The organism is Cupriavidus necator, assembly GCF_016127575.1.
Taxonomy (GTDB): Bacteria; Pseudomonadota; Gammaproteobacteria; order Burkholderiales; family Burkholderiaceae; genus Cupriavidus; species Cupriavidus necator_D.
In genome coordinates this window covers 969411-982728 of the sequence record NZ_CP066018.1, presented here as the reverse complement: position 1 = coordinate 982728, position 13318 = coordinate 969411, and the positions used below count along the sequence as shown (strand labels likewise).

The following is a 13318-nucleotide window of genomic DNA, read 5'->3' as shown; positions in this document are numbered from 1 at the left end:
TTCTACCGCCGCTGGCGCCTCGCTGGCCGCGGGATCGTCCGGGCGCCTTGCCAGCCCCCGCCCAGTCAGTCGACCTAGCGCCCGTGCGCCGCCACAGGCGCTGCTGTCGCAAGCGCCGCATCCAGCTCGGCCAGCTGCGCCGGCGTGCCCACGTTCTCCCAGCGCCCGTCGAAGCGTTCGCCGGTAGCGGCGCCGGCCTCGATGGCCTCCCAGTAGTAGGGTGTCATCGGCATTTTGGTGCCAGGTTCGATGGCGGTGAAGAGGCGCGTGTCGTACAGGCCGATATTGCCGAATGTCAGCCGTTCGCCACCGTTGGCCAGTGTCCCGTCGAGCGTCAGCAGCCCGTTCGGTTGCAAGGTGAAGTCGCCGTTCGGGTGAAAGTCCGGGTTGGGCACCATCACCAGGTGCATGCGCGGGGCGGGCGCGCCGGCCATGTCGTGCGCGCGAGGCAACAGCCTGCGGAAGTCGTAGTCGCAGAAAATGTCGCCCGACACGGCCAGGAAGATCTCGCCGCGCTCCGGGTGCGCGGACAGCAGCGGCAGGGCCTGTGCGATGCCACCGGCGGTTTCCAGCGCAGTGCCCTCGGCAGAATAGGCCAGCCGTACGCCAAAACGGCTGCCGTCTCCCAGCGCGGCTTCGATCTGTCCGCCCAGCCAGGCATGGTTGATGACGATGTCGCGCAGGCCGGCACGCGCCAGCGCCTCGATCTTCCAGACGATCAGTGGCTTGCCGCCCACCGCCAGCAGCGGCTTGGGGCAGGTATCGGTCAACGGACGCATGCGGTCGCCGCGGCCGGCGGCGAAGATCATGGCCTTCATCAGAACAGAGCCTCCAGGGCAAGCAGCGCGGCCATGCCACCGGCGATGGTCCAGCCCACGCTGCGGGTTCGAGCGGCGATCAGGATGGCCACCACGCCGGCCACCAGCCGCGCGTTGGCGGGGGTGAGGGCAAGCTCGCCATGCTGCATCAGCAGGTCAGGGGCGATCAGCGCCGACAGCATCGCTGCCGGCACGAACTGCAGCGCGGTGCGGAACCACGACGGCAGCCGCACGCGGCCTTCCACGGCGATGAACGACAGGCGGATCAGGAAGGTTGCCAGGCCCGCGGCAAGGAAGACCCACAGCAGGGTCATCGCACTCATGCGGCCTCCTTGCCGGCTGTTCCGCCTGGCGTGGCATCGGCGCCACGGCTGGCCGGGCGTTGCCCGGGGCGGTTGCCGCGGCCCAGCAGCAGCATGCCCACGGCAATGCCGCCGAGCGCCGCCACCATCAGCCCGAGCTTGTGCGGCAGGCTGTAGCAGGCCACCGCCAGCACGCTGGCGGCCAGCGCCGCGGCCACGTGCGAGCGGTGCTTCAGGCCCGGCACGATGATGCCGATGAAGGTCAGCGGCAGGAAGAAGTCGAGCGGCCAGTCGCGCGGCACCTGGGCGCCGACCAGCACGCCGGCCAGCGTCGACAGCTGCCAGCTGGCCCACAGCGCGAAGCCGCCGCCGAAGTAGTACCAGTGGCGGTAGCGGGCGCGCGGGCCGCTGTCGCCAAGCCGGTGCGTCATCGCGGCAAAGGCTTCGTCGGTCAGCAGGTAGGCGATCAGCGCCTTCCAGCGCCGCGGCAGGTGCGCGAGCGTGGGCGCGATGGTGGCGGAATACAGCGCATGGCGCAGGTTGACCATGGCCACCGTCAGCGTGATCACCACTGCCGGGGTGCCGGCGGTCCACAACTGGGTCAGGATCATCTGCGAGGCGCCGCCGAACACGACCACGCTCATCGCGCAGGCCAGCCACGCCGGCATGCCGGCGCCGACGGCCAGCACGCCGTAGATCAGGCCGAACGGCACCACGCCCAGCAGCATCGGCGCGAGCGCGCGCGCGCCGGCCAGCCATTCGCCGGCGGCGGTGATGGCGGGCGCGCGGTGGTCGCGCAGAACGGGCTGGTTGTCGGGCACGGCGTCAGAACGTGTAGCCGGCCGGGCTGGCCACGCCTTCGAGCGCGTCCAGTAGCCGGATCAGCTTGCGCAGTTCGGTGTAGCGGCCGGCCACCTGGCGGGTGTACTTCATCACCAGCGGCAGGTTGGCGAGGTAGCCGTCCTTGCCGTCGCGGTGGTACAGGCGGGCAAAGATGCCCAGCACCTTGAGGTGGCGCTGCAGGCCCATCCACTCAAAATCGCGATAGAACTCGCCAAAGTCGGCGCTGACCGGCAGGCCGGCCTTGCGCGCGCGCTCCCAGTAGCGGATCAGCCAGTCCAGCTGCTGCTCCTCGTCCCATTCGATATAGGCGTCGCGCCATAGCGAGACCGCGTCGTAGGTGATCGGGCCGATCACCGCGTCCTGGAAGTCGAGCACGCCCGGGTTGGCGCCGCCATCGAGCACCATCAGGTTGCGCGAGTGGAAATCGCGGTGCACGTAGACCTGCGGCTGCGCAAGGATATTGGTGAGTAGCGCTTCAGTCACTTCGCGCAGGTCCGCCTGCTGGGCCTCGGTCAGAGTGGCGCCCAGGTGCCTGGCCACATACCACTGCGGGAACAGGTCGAGCTCGCGCTGCAGCAGCGCGCGGTCGTAGGCCGGCAGTTCGCCGGGGCGGGTGGCGGCCTGGATGCGGACCAGCGCGGCGGCCGCGTCGGCGTACATGGCGTGGGCGGTGGAGTCATCGAGCCGCGACAGGTAGGTCTGGTTGCCAAGGTCGGCCAGCAGCAGGAAACCCTGCTCCAGGTCCTGCGCCAGCACGGTCGGCACGGTCACGCCGGCCGCGCCGAACAGCCCGCATACGTGGATGAACGGGCGGCAGTCCTCGTGCGCCGGCGGGGCGTCCATCACGATGGCGGTGGGATGCGCCGGATGGCCGGTGCTGACGCGGAAATAGCGCCGGAAGCTGGCGTCGGCCGAGGCGGGGGCGCAGGAATCGGGATCGGCGGACCAAGTCGGGCCAAGTCCGGATACCCAGGCCTTGAGCTGGTCCAGGCGCGGGTCGTGGGGGAGAGCTGCCATACAGATACGTGTGGGGAACGGGCGCAGAGTGGAAACGTAAATGAAACCGAAAGTAAGCGGGAAGGCGACCCTAGGTTGCCCCGTATAATACCCGACCAGACCCGGGCGCCGGGCGGCCCCCGGGTGGGGCCATTCGGTGCCCCGCAGCCTGCTCCGGCGGGGGCTGGCGGCTTGCAGGCGGGCCGCAGCCGACGCCGAGACTGACAACCCGTGCGAATGACCGAACAACGACGATCACCGAACAACAGGGCCTTGCCTTCGCCTGCCCCAACCAGCGTTCCTGCCCGAGCCAGGCGCGCCGGCGGCCTGCACGCGGGCGCACTGCGGCCGCTGGTGCTGGCCATGGCCAGCCTGTCGGCCGGCGCACACGCGCAGATGTCCGGTTCGGCGATCCCCGATCTCGACCAGGTCGAGCCGGTGTTCGAAGCCGCGCCGAAAGCGCCGCCGCTTCCGGTGGAATCCGGCGAACTGGTGCCGCGGCTTGCCGAACCCGGCAAACAGTCTGACGCCGGCTCCGACGCCCCGACCTTTATCGAGGCCGACCGCATGACCGGCTACAGCGAGCGCGGCGTCGAGCTGGAAGGCCATGCCGAGCTGCGCCGTGACGGCGGTGCGATCAAGGGCGACAAGCTGACCTACGACCAGGACACCGACGAAGCCTTTGCTCAGGGCAATGTGCGCATGTCGCGCAGCGGCACGCTGGCGGTCGGTCCCGAGGCGCGGATGAAGGTCGAGGCCAACGAAGGCTATATGCTGTCGCCGGACTATTATTTCCAGCAGACCGGCGGCTCGGGCAAGGCCGAGCGCATCGACTTCCTGGACAAGGACCGCAGCACCGCCAGGCACGCGTCATACACCACCTGTTCGCCGGACAACGCCGACTGGTATTTCAGCGCGAACCGGATCGACCTGGACAACGACCGCCAGGTGGGCGTGGCCTACGGCGGCGTGCTGAATTTCTTCGGCGTGCCGATTGCTGCGGCGCCGGCGTTCAGCTTTCCGCTGAACGACGACCGCCGCAGCGGTTTCCTGCCGCCGCTGATGGGCTACGGCTCGCGTTCGGGCTTCGACCTGACCACGCCATACTACGTCAATATCGCGCCGAACCGCGACCTGACCATCTATCCGCGGCTGATGACGGAGCGCGGCCTGCAGCTCGGCGGCGAATACCGTTATCTGGGCCAGGGCTACAACGGGCGCCTGCGCGCCGAGTTCCTGCCGGACGACAAGAAGACCAATTCGAACCGCTGGGCCTACTCGATCCAGCATAACCAGAACCTGGCCAAGGGTCTCAATGCCTACCTGAATGTGAACCGGGTATCGGACGACCAGTACCCGGACGATTTCAACCGCAGCGTGTCGCAATCGACGCTGCGCCAGTACACGCAGGAAGGCGGCGTTACTTATAACTGGCAGGATTTCACGTTCCTGGCCCGGGTGCAGAAGTTCCAGACGCTGCGCCCAAGCGAGCCGTCGTACGAGCGCGTGCCGCAGCTCAACGGCAAGTACATCCGCTATGACCTGGGCGGCTTCGACGTGCAGGTGGAAGCGGACTACACGCGCTTCCGCATTCCGCTGACGTCCACCGGCTTCCAGCAGCCGCAGGGCGAGCGCATGTTTATCCAGCCGAGCATCAGCTACCCGATCGTACGGGCGGGCTGGTACGTGACGCCGAAGGTCACCTTCAACGCGACCCAGTACCAGATGGAGGCGGCCTCCAACACGCCTACGGTGCAGAATAATTTCTCGCGCGTGCTGCCGACCATGAGCCTGGACTCGGGCATGACATTCGAGCGCGAGGCACCGACGGTCAGCCGCCTCTTCGGCGTGAACTATGTGCAGACGCTGGAGCCGCGCCTGTTCTACGTGTACACCCCGTTCCGCGACCAGAGCCAGTTCCCGCTGTTCGACACGGTGCAGTCCGACTTCGGCTACGGGCAGATCTTCAGCGAGAACCCGTTCACCGGCTACGACCGCGTCGCCGACAACAACAAGCTGACCGGCGGCCTGACCACGCGCCTGATCGAAGCCGACACCGGAATCGAGCGCTTCCGCGGCACCATCGCGCAGCGCTACGACTTCACCGGCCAGCGCGTGCAGATCAACGGCACGCTGGCGGATCCCAAGGCGGGTTTCTCGGATCTGCTGGCGGCCACCACCATCCAGATGTTCCGCGGCTATTACCTGGACGCGGGGGTGCAGTACAACCCGGACAGCGACCGGATCAACTACGGCAACGTGGCGGTCTCTTACCGGCCCGAGTCGCGCAAGGTGATTAACGCAGGCTACCGCTACCGCCGCCCGACCTCGGTGACCGACAACACCGCGATCGACCAGTTCGAGGTGTCAAGCCAGTGGCCGATCACGCGCCGTGCCTACGGCATCGCACGCTTTGCCTTCGACCTGGCCGCAAGCCAGATGGTCGATGCGCTGGCCGGCGTCGAGTACGCCGCCGACTGCTGGGTCGGCCGCGTGGTCTACCAGCGCTTCCGCAACACCACGCAAGGCTACACCGGGCGGGTCTTCCTGCAGGTGGAGTTCCGTGGCCTTTCCAAGATCGGTTCCAACCCGTTGAACATCCTGCGCCTGAACGTGCCCGGCTATGAGCCCGTGTCGGCCAAGCCGGTGCCGACGACCCAGTTCGATCACTATGAATGACGGATTACGATGAAACGTCAAGAATTCGCCGTGTTTTCCTTTCTCCTGACGTCCTGGCATCGCTTGCTGCTGCCGGCCGTGCTGGCCGCCATGACGGTGCCGGCTGCCGCGCAGCTCAAGGCGCCCGGGACGGCGCCGCGCTCCAGTGGCATCTTCGTGCCGCAGGCGTCTGACGTCGCGACGCCGTCGAGCCAGCCCAAGCTGGGCGTGCCCCAGGCCGGCGGCCAGAAGCGTTCGCAACTGGTCGACGAAGTGGTGGCAGTCGTCAACAACAGCGTGATCACGCGGCGCGAGCTGCTCGACCGTGCCGACGAGATCGAAGGCCAGCTGCGTGCCGCCGGCCGCCCGGTGCCCGCGCGCGCCGACCTGCTGGGCGAGGTGCTCGAGCGCCTCGTAATGGAGCGCGTGCAGACCCAGGCCGCACAGGAGGCCGGCATCCGCGTGACCGACCAGGAAATCGACCGCGCCATCGAATCGGTGGCACAGCAGAACCGGCTGAACGCGACCGAGCTGCGCCGCCGCGTCGAGGCCAGTGGCATGACCTGGACCAAGTACCGCGAGGAACTGCGCAAGCAGGTACAGGTGATCCGCCTGCGCGAGCGCGAGGTCGATTCCAAGGTGCAGGTCTACGACGGCGAGATCGACAACTACCTGGCGGCGCGCGGCGGCCAGGGCGCCGCCAGCGGCCCGACCGAATACAACGTGGCGCAGATCCTCGTGCGCGTGCCCGAGAATGCCTCGGACGCACAGAAGCAGGCGCAGCGCGCCAAGGCCGAAGGGCTGCTCAAGCAGGCCCAGGGCGGTGCCGACTTCGCGCAGCTGGCGCAGGCCAATTCCGAGGGCCCCGAGGCGGCCCAGGGCGGCGCGATGGGCTTCCGCGAGATCGGCCGCCTGCCGGCACTGTTCGCCAACGCCGTGGTCGACCTGCAGGCTGGCGGGGTGGCGCCGCAGGTGGTGGAAAGCGCGGCGGGCTTCCATGTGGTCAAGCTGGTGGCCAAGCGCGCGGCGCCGGCATCCAGCCCGGCCGCGGCCTCGAAGATCACCCAGACCCAGGTGCGCCACATCCTGATCCGCACCGGCCCCAACATGCCCGAAGCCGAGGCGCGCCGCCAGCTCAGCACGCTGCGCGACCGCATAACCCACGGCGGCGATTTTGCCGACGCGGCCAAGCGTTTCTCGCAGGACGGCTCGGCGCAGAACGGCGGCGACCTCGGCTGGGTCTCGCCGGGCGAGCTGGTGCCCGAGTTCGAGCAGGCGATGAGCCGCCTGCGCCCGAACGAGATCTCGGAGCCGGTGGTCACGCAGTTCGGCGTGCACCTGATCCAGGTGCTCAACCGGCGCGAGACCGAGATGTCGCCCGAGAAGCAGCGCGACTTCGCCCGTGCCGAAGTCCGCGAACAGAAGCTGCGCGCAGCCTATGATGACTGGGTGCGCCAGCTGCGCTCGCAGGCGTACGTGGAGTACCGGGTCAACCGGCAGCGCTGAAGCGCCGGTCCCCGATCCGCTGACCTGACATGCCCGACCCGCTAGCCCTTGCCATCTCGACCGGAGAACCCGCCGGCATCGGTCCCGATATCACCATCGGGGCGTTGCTGCAGCTGGCGGGCGCCAACAATGGCGTCGGCGGCGGGCAATACCGCTTCCATGTGCTGGGCGATGCCCGCCTGCTGGCCGATCGCGCCGCGGCGCTGGGCGCCACGCACGCCTGGGAGCGGCGCATTGCCGACGGCGACGTGGTGGTCGAGGACATCCCGCTGGCGGTCGCGTGCGAGGCCGGGCGGCTCGACGCGCGCAACGGCCCCTATGTGCTGAAGCTGCTCGATGCCGCCATCCGCGGCTGCCGCGCGCGCGGCAAGGCCGCGCCCCGGTATGCCGCAATGATCACGGCGCCGGTGCAGAAGAGCACCATCAACGACGCCGGCGTCCCCTTCACCGGCCATACCGAATACCTGGCCGAGAGCGCCCGCGTGCCGCGCGTGGTGATGATGCTGGCCGGTCCGCAGCCCGCGCACGACGGCGCCATGCTGCGCGTGGCGCTGGCCACCACCCACCTGCCGCTGCGCGCGGTGCCCGATGCGCTGTCGGTGCCGCTGCTGGTGCAGACGCTGTCGATCATCGATGCCGACCTGCGCCGCTACTTCGGCATCTCGCGGCCGCGCATCCTGGTCACGGGCCTGAACCCGCACGCCGGCGAAAGCGGCCATATGGGCCGCGAAGAGATCGACATCATCACGCCCGCGCTGGCGCAGGCCAAAGATGCCGGCATCGACGCGCGCGGACCCTTTCCGGCCGACACGCTGTTCCAGCCGCGCCACCTGCGCGATGCCGACTGCGTGCTGGCGATGTACCATGACCAGGGGCTGGCGCCACTGAAATACGGCACCTTCGGCCACGGCGTGAATATCACGCTGGGGCTGCCCTTTATCCGCACCTCGGTGGACCATGGCACCGCGCTCGACCTTGCCGGCACCGGCCAGGCCGAACACGGCAGCATGATCGAGGCCATCCGCAGTGCGGTCACCATGGCCGGCCACGCCAATGGCCGGCGCCCTGGCAGCAACGGTGCCACGGGCAGCCATCCTGGCCACACCCATTCCGGCCTGCAGCCGCCATGCTGAAGCTGGACGAATAACCCATGCGTTCAAACGTGCACCAGGGCCATGTGGCCCGCAAACGATTCGGGCAGAACTTCCTGGTCGACGACACCATCATCCACGGCATCGTCAATGCCATCAGCCCGCAGGCCGACGACGTGCTGGTCGAGATCGGCCCCGGCCTGGGCGCGCTGACCGACCCGCTGCTCGAACGGATCCCGCAGATGCAGGTGGTTGAGCTGGATCGCGATCTGGTCGAGCGCCTGCGCCGCCGCTATGGCGAGCGCCTGCAGGTCCACGCCGGCGATGCGCTGGCGTTCGATTTCGACAAGCTCGCCGTGCCCGGCCGCCCGCTGCGCATCGTCGGCAACCTGCCGTACAACATCTCCAGCCCGCTGCTGTTCCACCTGATGGATTTCGCCGACCACGTGCGCGACCAGCACTTCATGCTGCAGAAAGAGGTGGTGGAGCGCATGGTGGCCGAACCCGGCAGTAAGGCCTTCGGCCGGCTCTCGATCATGCTGCAGGTGCGCTACTACATGGAACACGTGCTGGACGTACCGCCGGGCGCCTTCAATCCGCCGCCCAAGGTCGATTCCGCCGTGGTCCGCATGATCCCGTGGCCGCGCCACAGCGACGGCCGGCTGCGTTCGCCGCATGCCGATTGCGACATCACCGTGCTGGGCGACGTGGTCACTGCAGCGTTCTCGCAGCGGCGCAAGGTGCTGCGCAACACGCTCTCGTTCCTGCGCGACCAGGTCGACTTCGATGCGATGGGCTTCGACCTCGGCCGCCGCGCCGAGGAAGTGCCCGTCGGCGAATATGTCGAACTGGCCCGGCGCCTCGGTGGTACGCCATCCGGCCGGGCCGGACAGGCCGCCTGAGGCCCGCGCATCCCGATTCCCGAATTTCCCGCGACTATTTCGTGCAAGACCGTCCCATGACAGCCCAGACCCAAACCAACCGGCGTCCCGTGATCCTGACCGGCGACCGTCCCACCGGCCCGCTGCACCTTGGCCACTATGTCGGCTCGCTGAAGAGCCGCGTGACGCTGCAGGACACGCATGAGCAATACGTGCTGCTGGCCGACACCCAGGCCATGACCGACAACGCGCACGATCCCGACAAGGTGCGCCGCAACGTGCTGGAAGTGGCGCTGGACTACCTGGCCGTGGGCATCGACCCGGCCAAGACCACCATCACCGTGCAGTCGCACCTGCCGGCGCTGGCCGAGCTGACGCTGATGTACCTGAACTTCGTCACGGTGGCGCGGCTCGAGCGCAACCCGACCATCAAGGAAGAGATCCAGGCGCGTGGCTTTGGCCGCGACATCCCGGCCGGCTTCCTGTGCTACCCGGCATCGCAGGCCGCGGACATCACTGCCTTCAAGGCCCACGTGGTGCCGGTGGGCGAAGACCAGGCGCCGCTGATCGAGCAGACCAACGAGATCGTGCGCCGCATCAACCACCAGGTCGGCCGCGAAGTGCTGCCCGAATGCAAGGCCCTGATCCCCGAGTTCGGCCGCCTGCCTGGCGTCGACGGCAAGGCCAAGATGAGCAAGTCGCTGGGCAACGCGATCGCGCTGGGGGCTTCGCCCGAGCAGATCAAGGCTGCGGTGCACAGCATGTACACCGACCCCAACCACCTGCGCGTGTCGGACCCGGGCCAGGTCGAGGGCAACGTGGTGTTCACCTACCTGGATGCGTTCGACCCCAACACCGAGGAAGTCAAGGCGCTGAAGGAGCACTACCGGAAGGGCGGCCTGGGCGACATGGTGCTCAAGCGCCGCGTCGAGGGCATCCTGCAGGACATGCTGGCCCCGATCCGCGCGCGCCGCGAAGAACTGGCCAAGGATCCGGACTATGTGTTCGACATCCTGCGCCAGGGCACCGCGAAGGCACGCGCACTGACCCAGCAGACGCTGGACGAAGTGCGCGACGCGCTCGGCATGTTCTCGTTCGAGGCACGCCGCTGAGCGTCAGGCAGGGGCGGCTCCGGCCGCCGCAGTATTGCGCTTGCCGCGCCGCTCAGGCGCGGCGATTGACCAGCACGATGCCGGCCAGCACCAGGAGTGCCGCCACGGCAAAGCGCGGGCCCACCGCGTCGTGCATCAGCACGACGCCGAAGGCGACCCCGAACAGCGGCGTCAGGAAGGAAAATACCGACAGCCGCGACGCCAGGTAGCGCCGCAGCAGCCAGAACCAGGTCAGGTAGCTGGCAAACGCGATCAGCACTGACTGGTAGAACAGGCTCGCCAGCACCACCCCGTCGATCTGCACGGTTGCGGTCTGGCCGGCGGCCACCGCCATCGCCAGCAGCATCACCGCGGACACCGCCAACTGGTACAGCAGGGTCTTGCTGGCCGGGGCGCTGGCCAGCGGGCTGGCGCGCACCACCAAGGTGGTGGCGGCCCACAGTGCGCCGGCGAGGATGCCAAGCGCATCGCCCGGCAGCGTGCTGCCCTGCGCCGACGGCGCGGCAATGCCATCGGCAAAGGCCAGCGCCATGCCCGCGAACGCGAGCGCCACGCCCAGCCATTGCCCCCTGTGCAAGCGCTCGCCCGGCACCACGAAATGCAGGCCCAGCGCGGTGAAGATCGGTGCGGTGTACAGGAACACCGCCATGCGCGAGGCCGTGGTGTGTCCCAGCCCGACGAAGATGCAGAAGAACTCCGCGCCGAACAGCAGCCCGGCCAGCAAGCCGGCGTTCAGCGTGCCGTCGCGCCGCCACAGCGGCGTGCCGCGCCAGGCGGCAAAGCCGAACACCAGCAACGCCGCCACCGCCGAGCGCACGCCGGCCTGCAGCACCGCGCCCATCAGCGGCGCGGTGACCTTGATCACCACCTGCTGCAGGCCCCAGGCGGCGCACAGCACCACCATCAGGCCCACGGCGATGCCGTCGAGCGGCTGCCGGGTCAGGGCTTGCGTGCTCATCGCCAGCGTCCGTCAGGGACGCCTGGCGTCGCGGGTCGAATGGCGCTCGATCAGTTCGATCTTGTAGCCGTCCGGGTCTTCGACAAAGGCGATCACGGTGGTGCCGCCCTTGACCGGGCCGGCTTCGCGCGTGACCTTGCCGCCGGCGGCGCGGATGCGCTCGCAGGCGGCCGCGGCATCGTCGGTCTCCAGCGCGATATGGCCGTAGGCCGTGCCCAGGTCATACTGGTCGACGCCGTAGTTGTAGGTCAGCTCCAGCACCGCGGTCTCGCTCTCGGGGCCGTAGCCGACGAAGGCGAGGCGGTACTTGTACTCAGGGTTGTCGCTCTGGCGCAGCAGCTGCATGCCGAGCACGCGGGTATAGAAATCGATGGAGCGCTGCATGTCGCCGACGCGCAGCATGGTGTGGAGGAGTCGCATTTGAGGGCCTTCAACAGTTTTAGGTATAGGAAGGCGCCATTTTAGTGCGTTTGGCCGAAACGTACCGGCCCGCTCCCGCCCGCTCAGAAAGTCGGCAACAGCTCGGGCGGGTGTGCCCGCAGTTGCGCGCGCGCATCGCGGAACTCGGGGAAGATCGATTCCACGGTCTGCCAGAAGCGCGGGCCGTGGTTCATTTCCTTCAGGTGCGCCAGCTCGTGCGCGGCGACATAGTCGATCATCGACAGCGGGAAATGCATCAGGCGCCAGTTCAGCCGGATCTTGCCGTCGGCGGTGCAGCTGCCCCAGCGCGTGGCAGCCGAGGTCAGCGCAAAGCCGGTGTGGCGCACGCCCAGCTTGTCGGCGTAGATATCGAGGCGCTCGGCCAGCAGCCGGCGCGCCTGCTGCTGCAGCCAGCCCTGCACGCGGTCCTTGATCTGCTGCTCGTCGGCATGGCCCGGCAGCGCCAGGTGCAGCACGCGACGGTCGGCATCGAACAGCAGCGCGCCGAGCGGCGACTCCAGCGACAGCGTCAGCGGCTGCCCCAGGAAGGGCAGGCTGGCGCCGTCGCGCCATTGCACCGTGGGCAGGATGCGGCGCGACTCGCGGTGGCGCCACTCGCCCAGCTTGTTGAAGATCCAGCGCTGTTTTTCTAGGATGGCCGACTCGATGTCCGCCAGCGTGACCCAGCGCGGCGCCGTGATCGACAGGCCGCGGTCGTCGATGGTGAAGCCGATGGTGCGGCGCGCCGAGCGCTTGAGCGTGTAGTGCAGCGGCCGTTCGCCGATACGCAGCAGGCGTGCATTGGGTTGCGGCACCGGCCAGGCGGGCTGCTGCGGCGGCTCCGGCGCAGGCGGGGCCGCAGGCTGCGGCGCCTGGGCGGACTCCGCCAGCGGCAGCTCCAGCTGCGCGCCGTCGGCGTCGGTGGCGGGTCGCAGCAGCTTCATGCGGCGGGCCCGCCCGGGGCCGCGCTCCGGTAGCTCTGCGGATCGATGCGGCGCATATCGCGCTCGATCCATTCCGCCACCTCCTGGTTGAGCTGGTCCGCGGTCTTGTTGGCCGAGGCGATCGCCGGGCCAACCGAGATCGTCACCATGCCCGGGTGCTTCAGGAACGAATTGCGCGGCCACACCCGGCCCGAGTTGACCGCCATCGGCAGCACCCAGGCGCCGGTTTCCACCGCCAGGCGCGCACCGCCGCTCTTGTAGCGCGCCTTCTCCAGGCCCGAAGGCGTGCGCGTGCCTTCCGGGAACATGATGATCCAGGCGCCTTCGGCCAGCCGCTCGCGGCCCTGACGCGCGGCCGAGGCGAAGGCGCGGGTGCCTTCCTTGCGGTTGATATGGACCATCTTCAGCATGCCCAGCGCCCAGCCGAAGAACGGCACCAGCAGCAGCTCGCGCTTGAACACGAAGCACAGCGGCTTGGGCATCAGCGCCACGTAGGCCACGGTTTCCCAGGCTGACTGGTGCTTGGACAGCAGCACCACCGGCTTGTCGAGCATCACGTCCATATGCTCATGGCCTTCAATGCGGTACTGGATGCCGCAGATGCCGCGCGCGGCCCAGATCACCAGCAGGGGCCAGCCGCGCACGAAGCGGAAGCGCTGGTCGGCATTCATGAACGGGAACACCAGGAAGCAGGCGCAAGCGTACGGCGGCGTCAGCACCAGCAGGTACAGCGCAAACAACAGGGAACGGAGAAACGTCATGCGGGGGGGCGGGGGTGCGAATAGGGAA

General features: G+C 68.6%; 13 protein-coding genes. 5 read left to right on the top strand and 8 right to left on the bottom strand.

Annotated elements, in window-relative coordinates:
• Positions 1 to 74: 74 nt before the first annotated feature.
• Genes murU through I6H87_RS04485 form a run of 4 tightly spaced genes read right to left on the bottom strand, consistent with a single transcriptional unit; the run spans position 75 to position 2980 of the window.
• Positions 75 to 818 (bottom strand): N-acetylmuramate alpha-1-phosphate uridylyltransferase MurU, encoded by a 744-nt coding sequence (gene murU / locus I6H87_RS04500; protein WP_011614547.1) that lies wholly within the window; start codon positions 816 to 818, stop codon positions 75 to 77.
• Positions 818 to 1141: an AzlD domain-containing protein gene (locus tag I6H87_RS04495; RefSeq protein WP_010813881.1), complete on the bottom strand. Its 324-nt coding sequence runs from the start codon at positions 1139 to 1141 to the stop codon at positions 818 to 820. The genes murU and I6H87_RS04495 overlap by 1 nt, the downstream gene beginning before the upstream one ends.
• On the bottom strand, positions 1138 to 1941 hold the full coding sequence (locus tag I6H87_RS04490) for an AzlC family ABC transporter permease (RefSeq protein ID WP_010813880.1): 804 nt from the start codon (positions 1939 to 1941) through the stop codon (positions 1138 to 1140). The genes I6H87_RS04495 and I6H87_RS04490 overlap by 4 nt, the downstream gene beginning before the upstream one ends.
• A gap of 4 nt (positions 1942 to 1945) precedes the next feature.
• Positions 1946 to 2980, bottom strand: coding sequence for an aminoglycoside phosphotransferase family protein (locus I6H87_RS04485; RefSeq protein ID WP_011614548.1), 1035 nt, complete (start codon positions 2978 to 2980; stop codon positions 1946 to 1948).
• A gap of 216 nt (positions 2981 to 3196) precedes the next feature.
• Between I6H87_RS04485 and I6H87_RS04480 the strand changes: the two genes are divergently transcribed.
• From I6H87_RS04480 to trpS, 5 genes are read left to right on the top strand one after another with little or no spacing between them, the layout of a single operon-like run.
• The gene (locus I6H87_RS04480) at positions 3197 to 5638 is read left to right on the top strand and encodes an LPS-assembly protein LptD (RefSeq protein WP_011614549.1); all 2442 of its coding nucleotides are present in this window, start codon (positions 3197 to 3199) and stop codon (positions 5636 to 5638) included.
• A gap of 9 nt (positions 5639 to 5647) precedes the next feature.
• Positions 5648 to 7123, top strand: a complete 1476-nt coding sequence (locus I6H87_RS04475; RefSeq protein ID WP_011614550.1) for a peptidylprolyl isomerase — start codon at positions 5648 to 5650, stop codon at positions 7121 to 7123.
• Positions 7124 to 7152: 29 nt separating this feature from the next.
• Entirely contained in the window at positions 7153 to 8256 is a 1104-nt protein-coding gene (pdxA, locus tag I6H87_RS04470; protein WP_011614551.1) for a 4-hydroxythreonine-4-phosphate dehydrogenase PdxA, read from the top strand.
• A gap of 17 nt (positions 8257 to 8273) precedes the next feature.
• The gene (rsmA, locus tag I6H87_RS04465; protein ID WP_010813875.1) at positions 8274 to 9116 is read left to right on the top strand and encodes a 16S rRNA (adenine(1518)-N(6)/adenine(1519)-N(6))-dimethyltransferase RsmA; all 843 of its coding nucleotides are present in this window, start codon (positions 8274 to 8276) and stop codon (positions 9114 to 9116) included.
• Between the two features lie 56 nt (positions 9117 to 9172).
• The gene (trpS, locus tag I6H87_RS04460) at positions 9173 to 10207 is read left to right on the top strand and encodes a tryptophan--tRNA ligase (RefSeq protein ID WP_010813874.1); all 1035 of its coding nucleotides are present in this window, start codon (positions 9173 to 9175) and stop codon (positions 10205 to 10207) included.
• Between the two features lie 52 nt (positions 10208 to 10259).
• Here the strand turns inward: trpS and I6H87_RS04455 are convergent, their stop codons facing one another.
• The 4 genes from I6H87_RS04455 to I6H87_RS04440 all read right to left on the bottom strand — a co-directional run bounded on the left by I6H87_RS04455 (position 10260) and on the right by I6H87_RS04440 (position 13290).
• On the bottom strand, positions 10260 to 11165 hold the full coding sequence (locus I6H87_RS04455) for a DMT family transporter (protein ID WP_011614552.1): 906 nt from the start codon (positions 11163 to 11165) through the stop codon (positions 10260 to 10262).
• Between the two features lie 12 nt (positions 11166 to 11177).
• Complete coding sequence (gene gloA, locus I6H87_RS04450) at positions 11178 to 11585, bottom strand: lactoylglutathione lyase (RefSeq protein ID WP_010813872.1); 408 nt, start codon at positions 11583 to 11585, stop codon at positions 11178 to 11180.
• 83 nt (positions 11586 to 11668) lie between these two features.
• Positions 11669 to 12529, bottom strand: a complete 861-nt coding sequence (locus I6H87_RS04445) for a M48 family metallopeptidase (RefSeq protein ID WP_010813871.1) — start codon at positions 12527 to 12529, stop codon at positions 11669 to 11671.
• Positions 12526 to 13290 carry a lysophospholipid acyltransferase family protein gene (locus I6H87_RS04440; protein WP_011614553.1) on the bottom strand — a complete coding sequence of 255 codons (765 nt, stop codon included), beginning with the start codon at positions 13288 to 13290 and terminating at the stop codon, positions 12526 to 12528. The genes I6H87_RS04445 and I6H87_RS04440 overlap by 4 nt, the downstream gene beginning before the upstream one ends.
• Positions 13291 to 13318 lie beyond the last annotated feature (28 nt).

Coding starts and splice junctions, on each gene's coding strand:
- I6H87_RS04480 (WP_011614549.1), top strand. CDS start 3,197: ATGACCGAACAACGACGATCACCGAACAACAGGGCCTTGCCTTCGCCT.
- I6H87_RS04440 (WP_011614553.1), bottom strand. CDS start 13,290: ATGACGTTTCTCCGTTCCCTGTTGTTTGCGCTGTACCTGCTGGTGCTG.
- rsmA (WP_010813875.1), top strand. CDS start 8,274: ATGCGTTCAAACGTGCACCAGGGCCATGTGGCCCGCAAACGATTCGGG.
- trpS (WP_010813874.1), top strand. CDS start 9,173: ATGACAGCCCAGACCCAAACCAACCGGCGTCCCGTGATCCTGACCGGC.
- gloA (WP_010813872.1), bottom strand. CDS start 11,585: ATGCGACTCCTCCACACCATGCTGCGCGTCGGCGACATGCAGCGCTCC.
- pdxA (WP_011614551.1), top strand. CDS start 7,153: ATGCCCGACCCGCTAGCCCTTGCCATCTCGACCGGAGAACCCGCCGGC.
- I6H87_RS04495 (WP_010813881.1), bottom strand. CDS start 1,141: ATGAGTGCGATGACCCTGCTGTGGGTCTTCCTTGCCGCGGGCCTGGCA.
- I6H87_RS04485 (WP_011614548.1), bottom strand. CDS start 2,980: ATGGCAGCTCTCCCCCACGACCCGCGCCTGGACCAGCTCAAGGCCTGG.
- I6H87_RS04445 (WP_010813871.1), bottom strand. CDS start 12,529: ATGAAGCTGCTGCGACCCGCCACCGACGCCGACGGCGCGCAGCTGGAG.
- murU (WP_011614547.1), bottom strand. CDS start 818: ATGAAGGCCATGATCTTCGCCGCCGGCCGCGGCGACCGCATGCGTCCG.
- I6H87_RS04475 (WP_011614550.1), top strand. CDS start 5,648: ATGAAACGTCAAGAATTCGCCGTGTTTTCCTTTCTCCTGACGTCCTGG.
- I6H87_RS04455 (WP_011614552.1), bottom strand. CDS start 11,165: ATGAGCACGCAAGCCCTGACCCGGCAGCCGCTCGACGGCATCGCCGTG.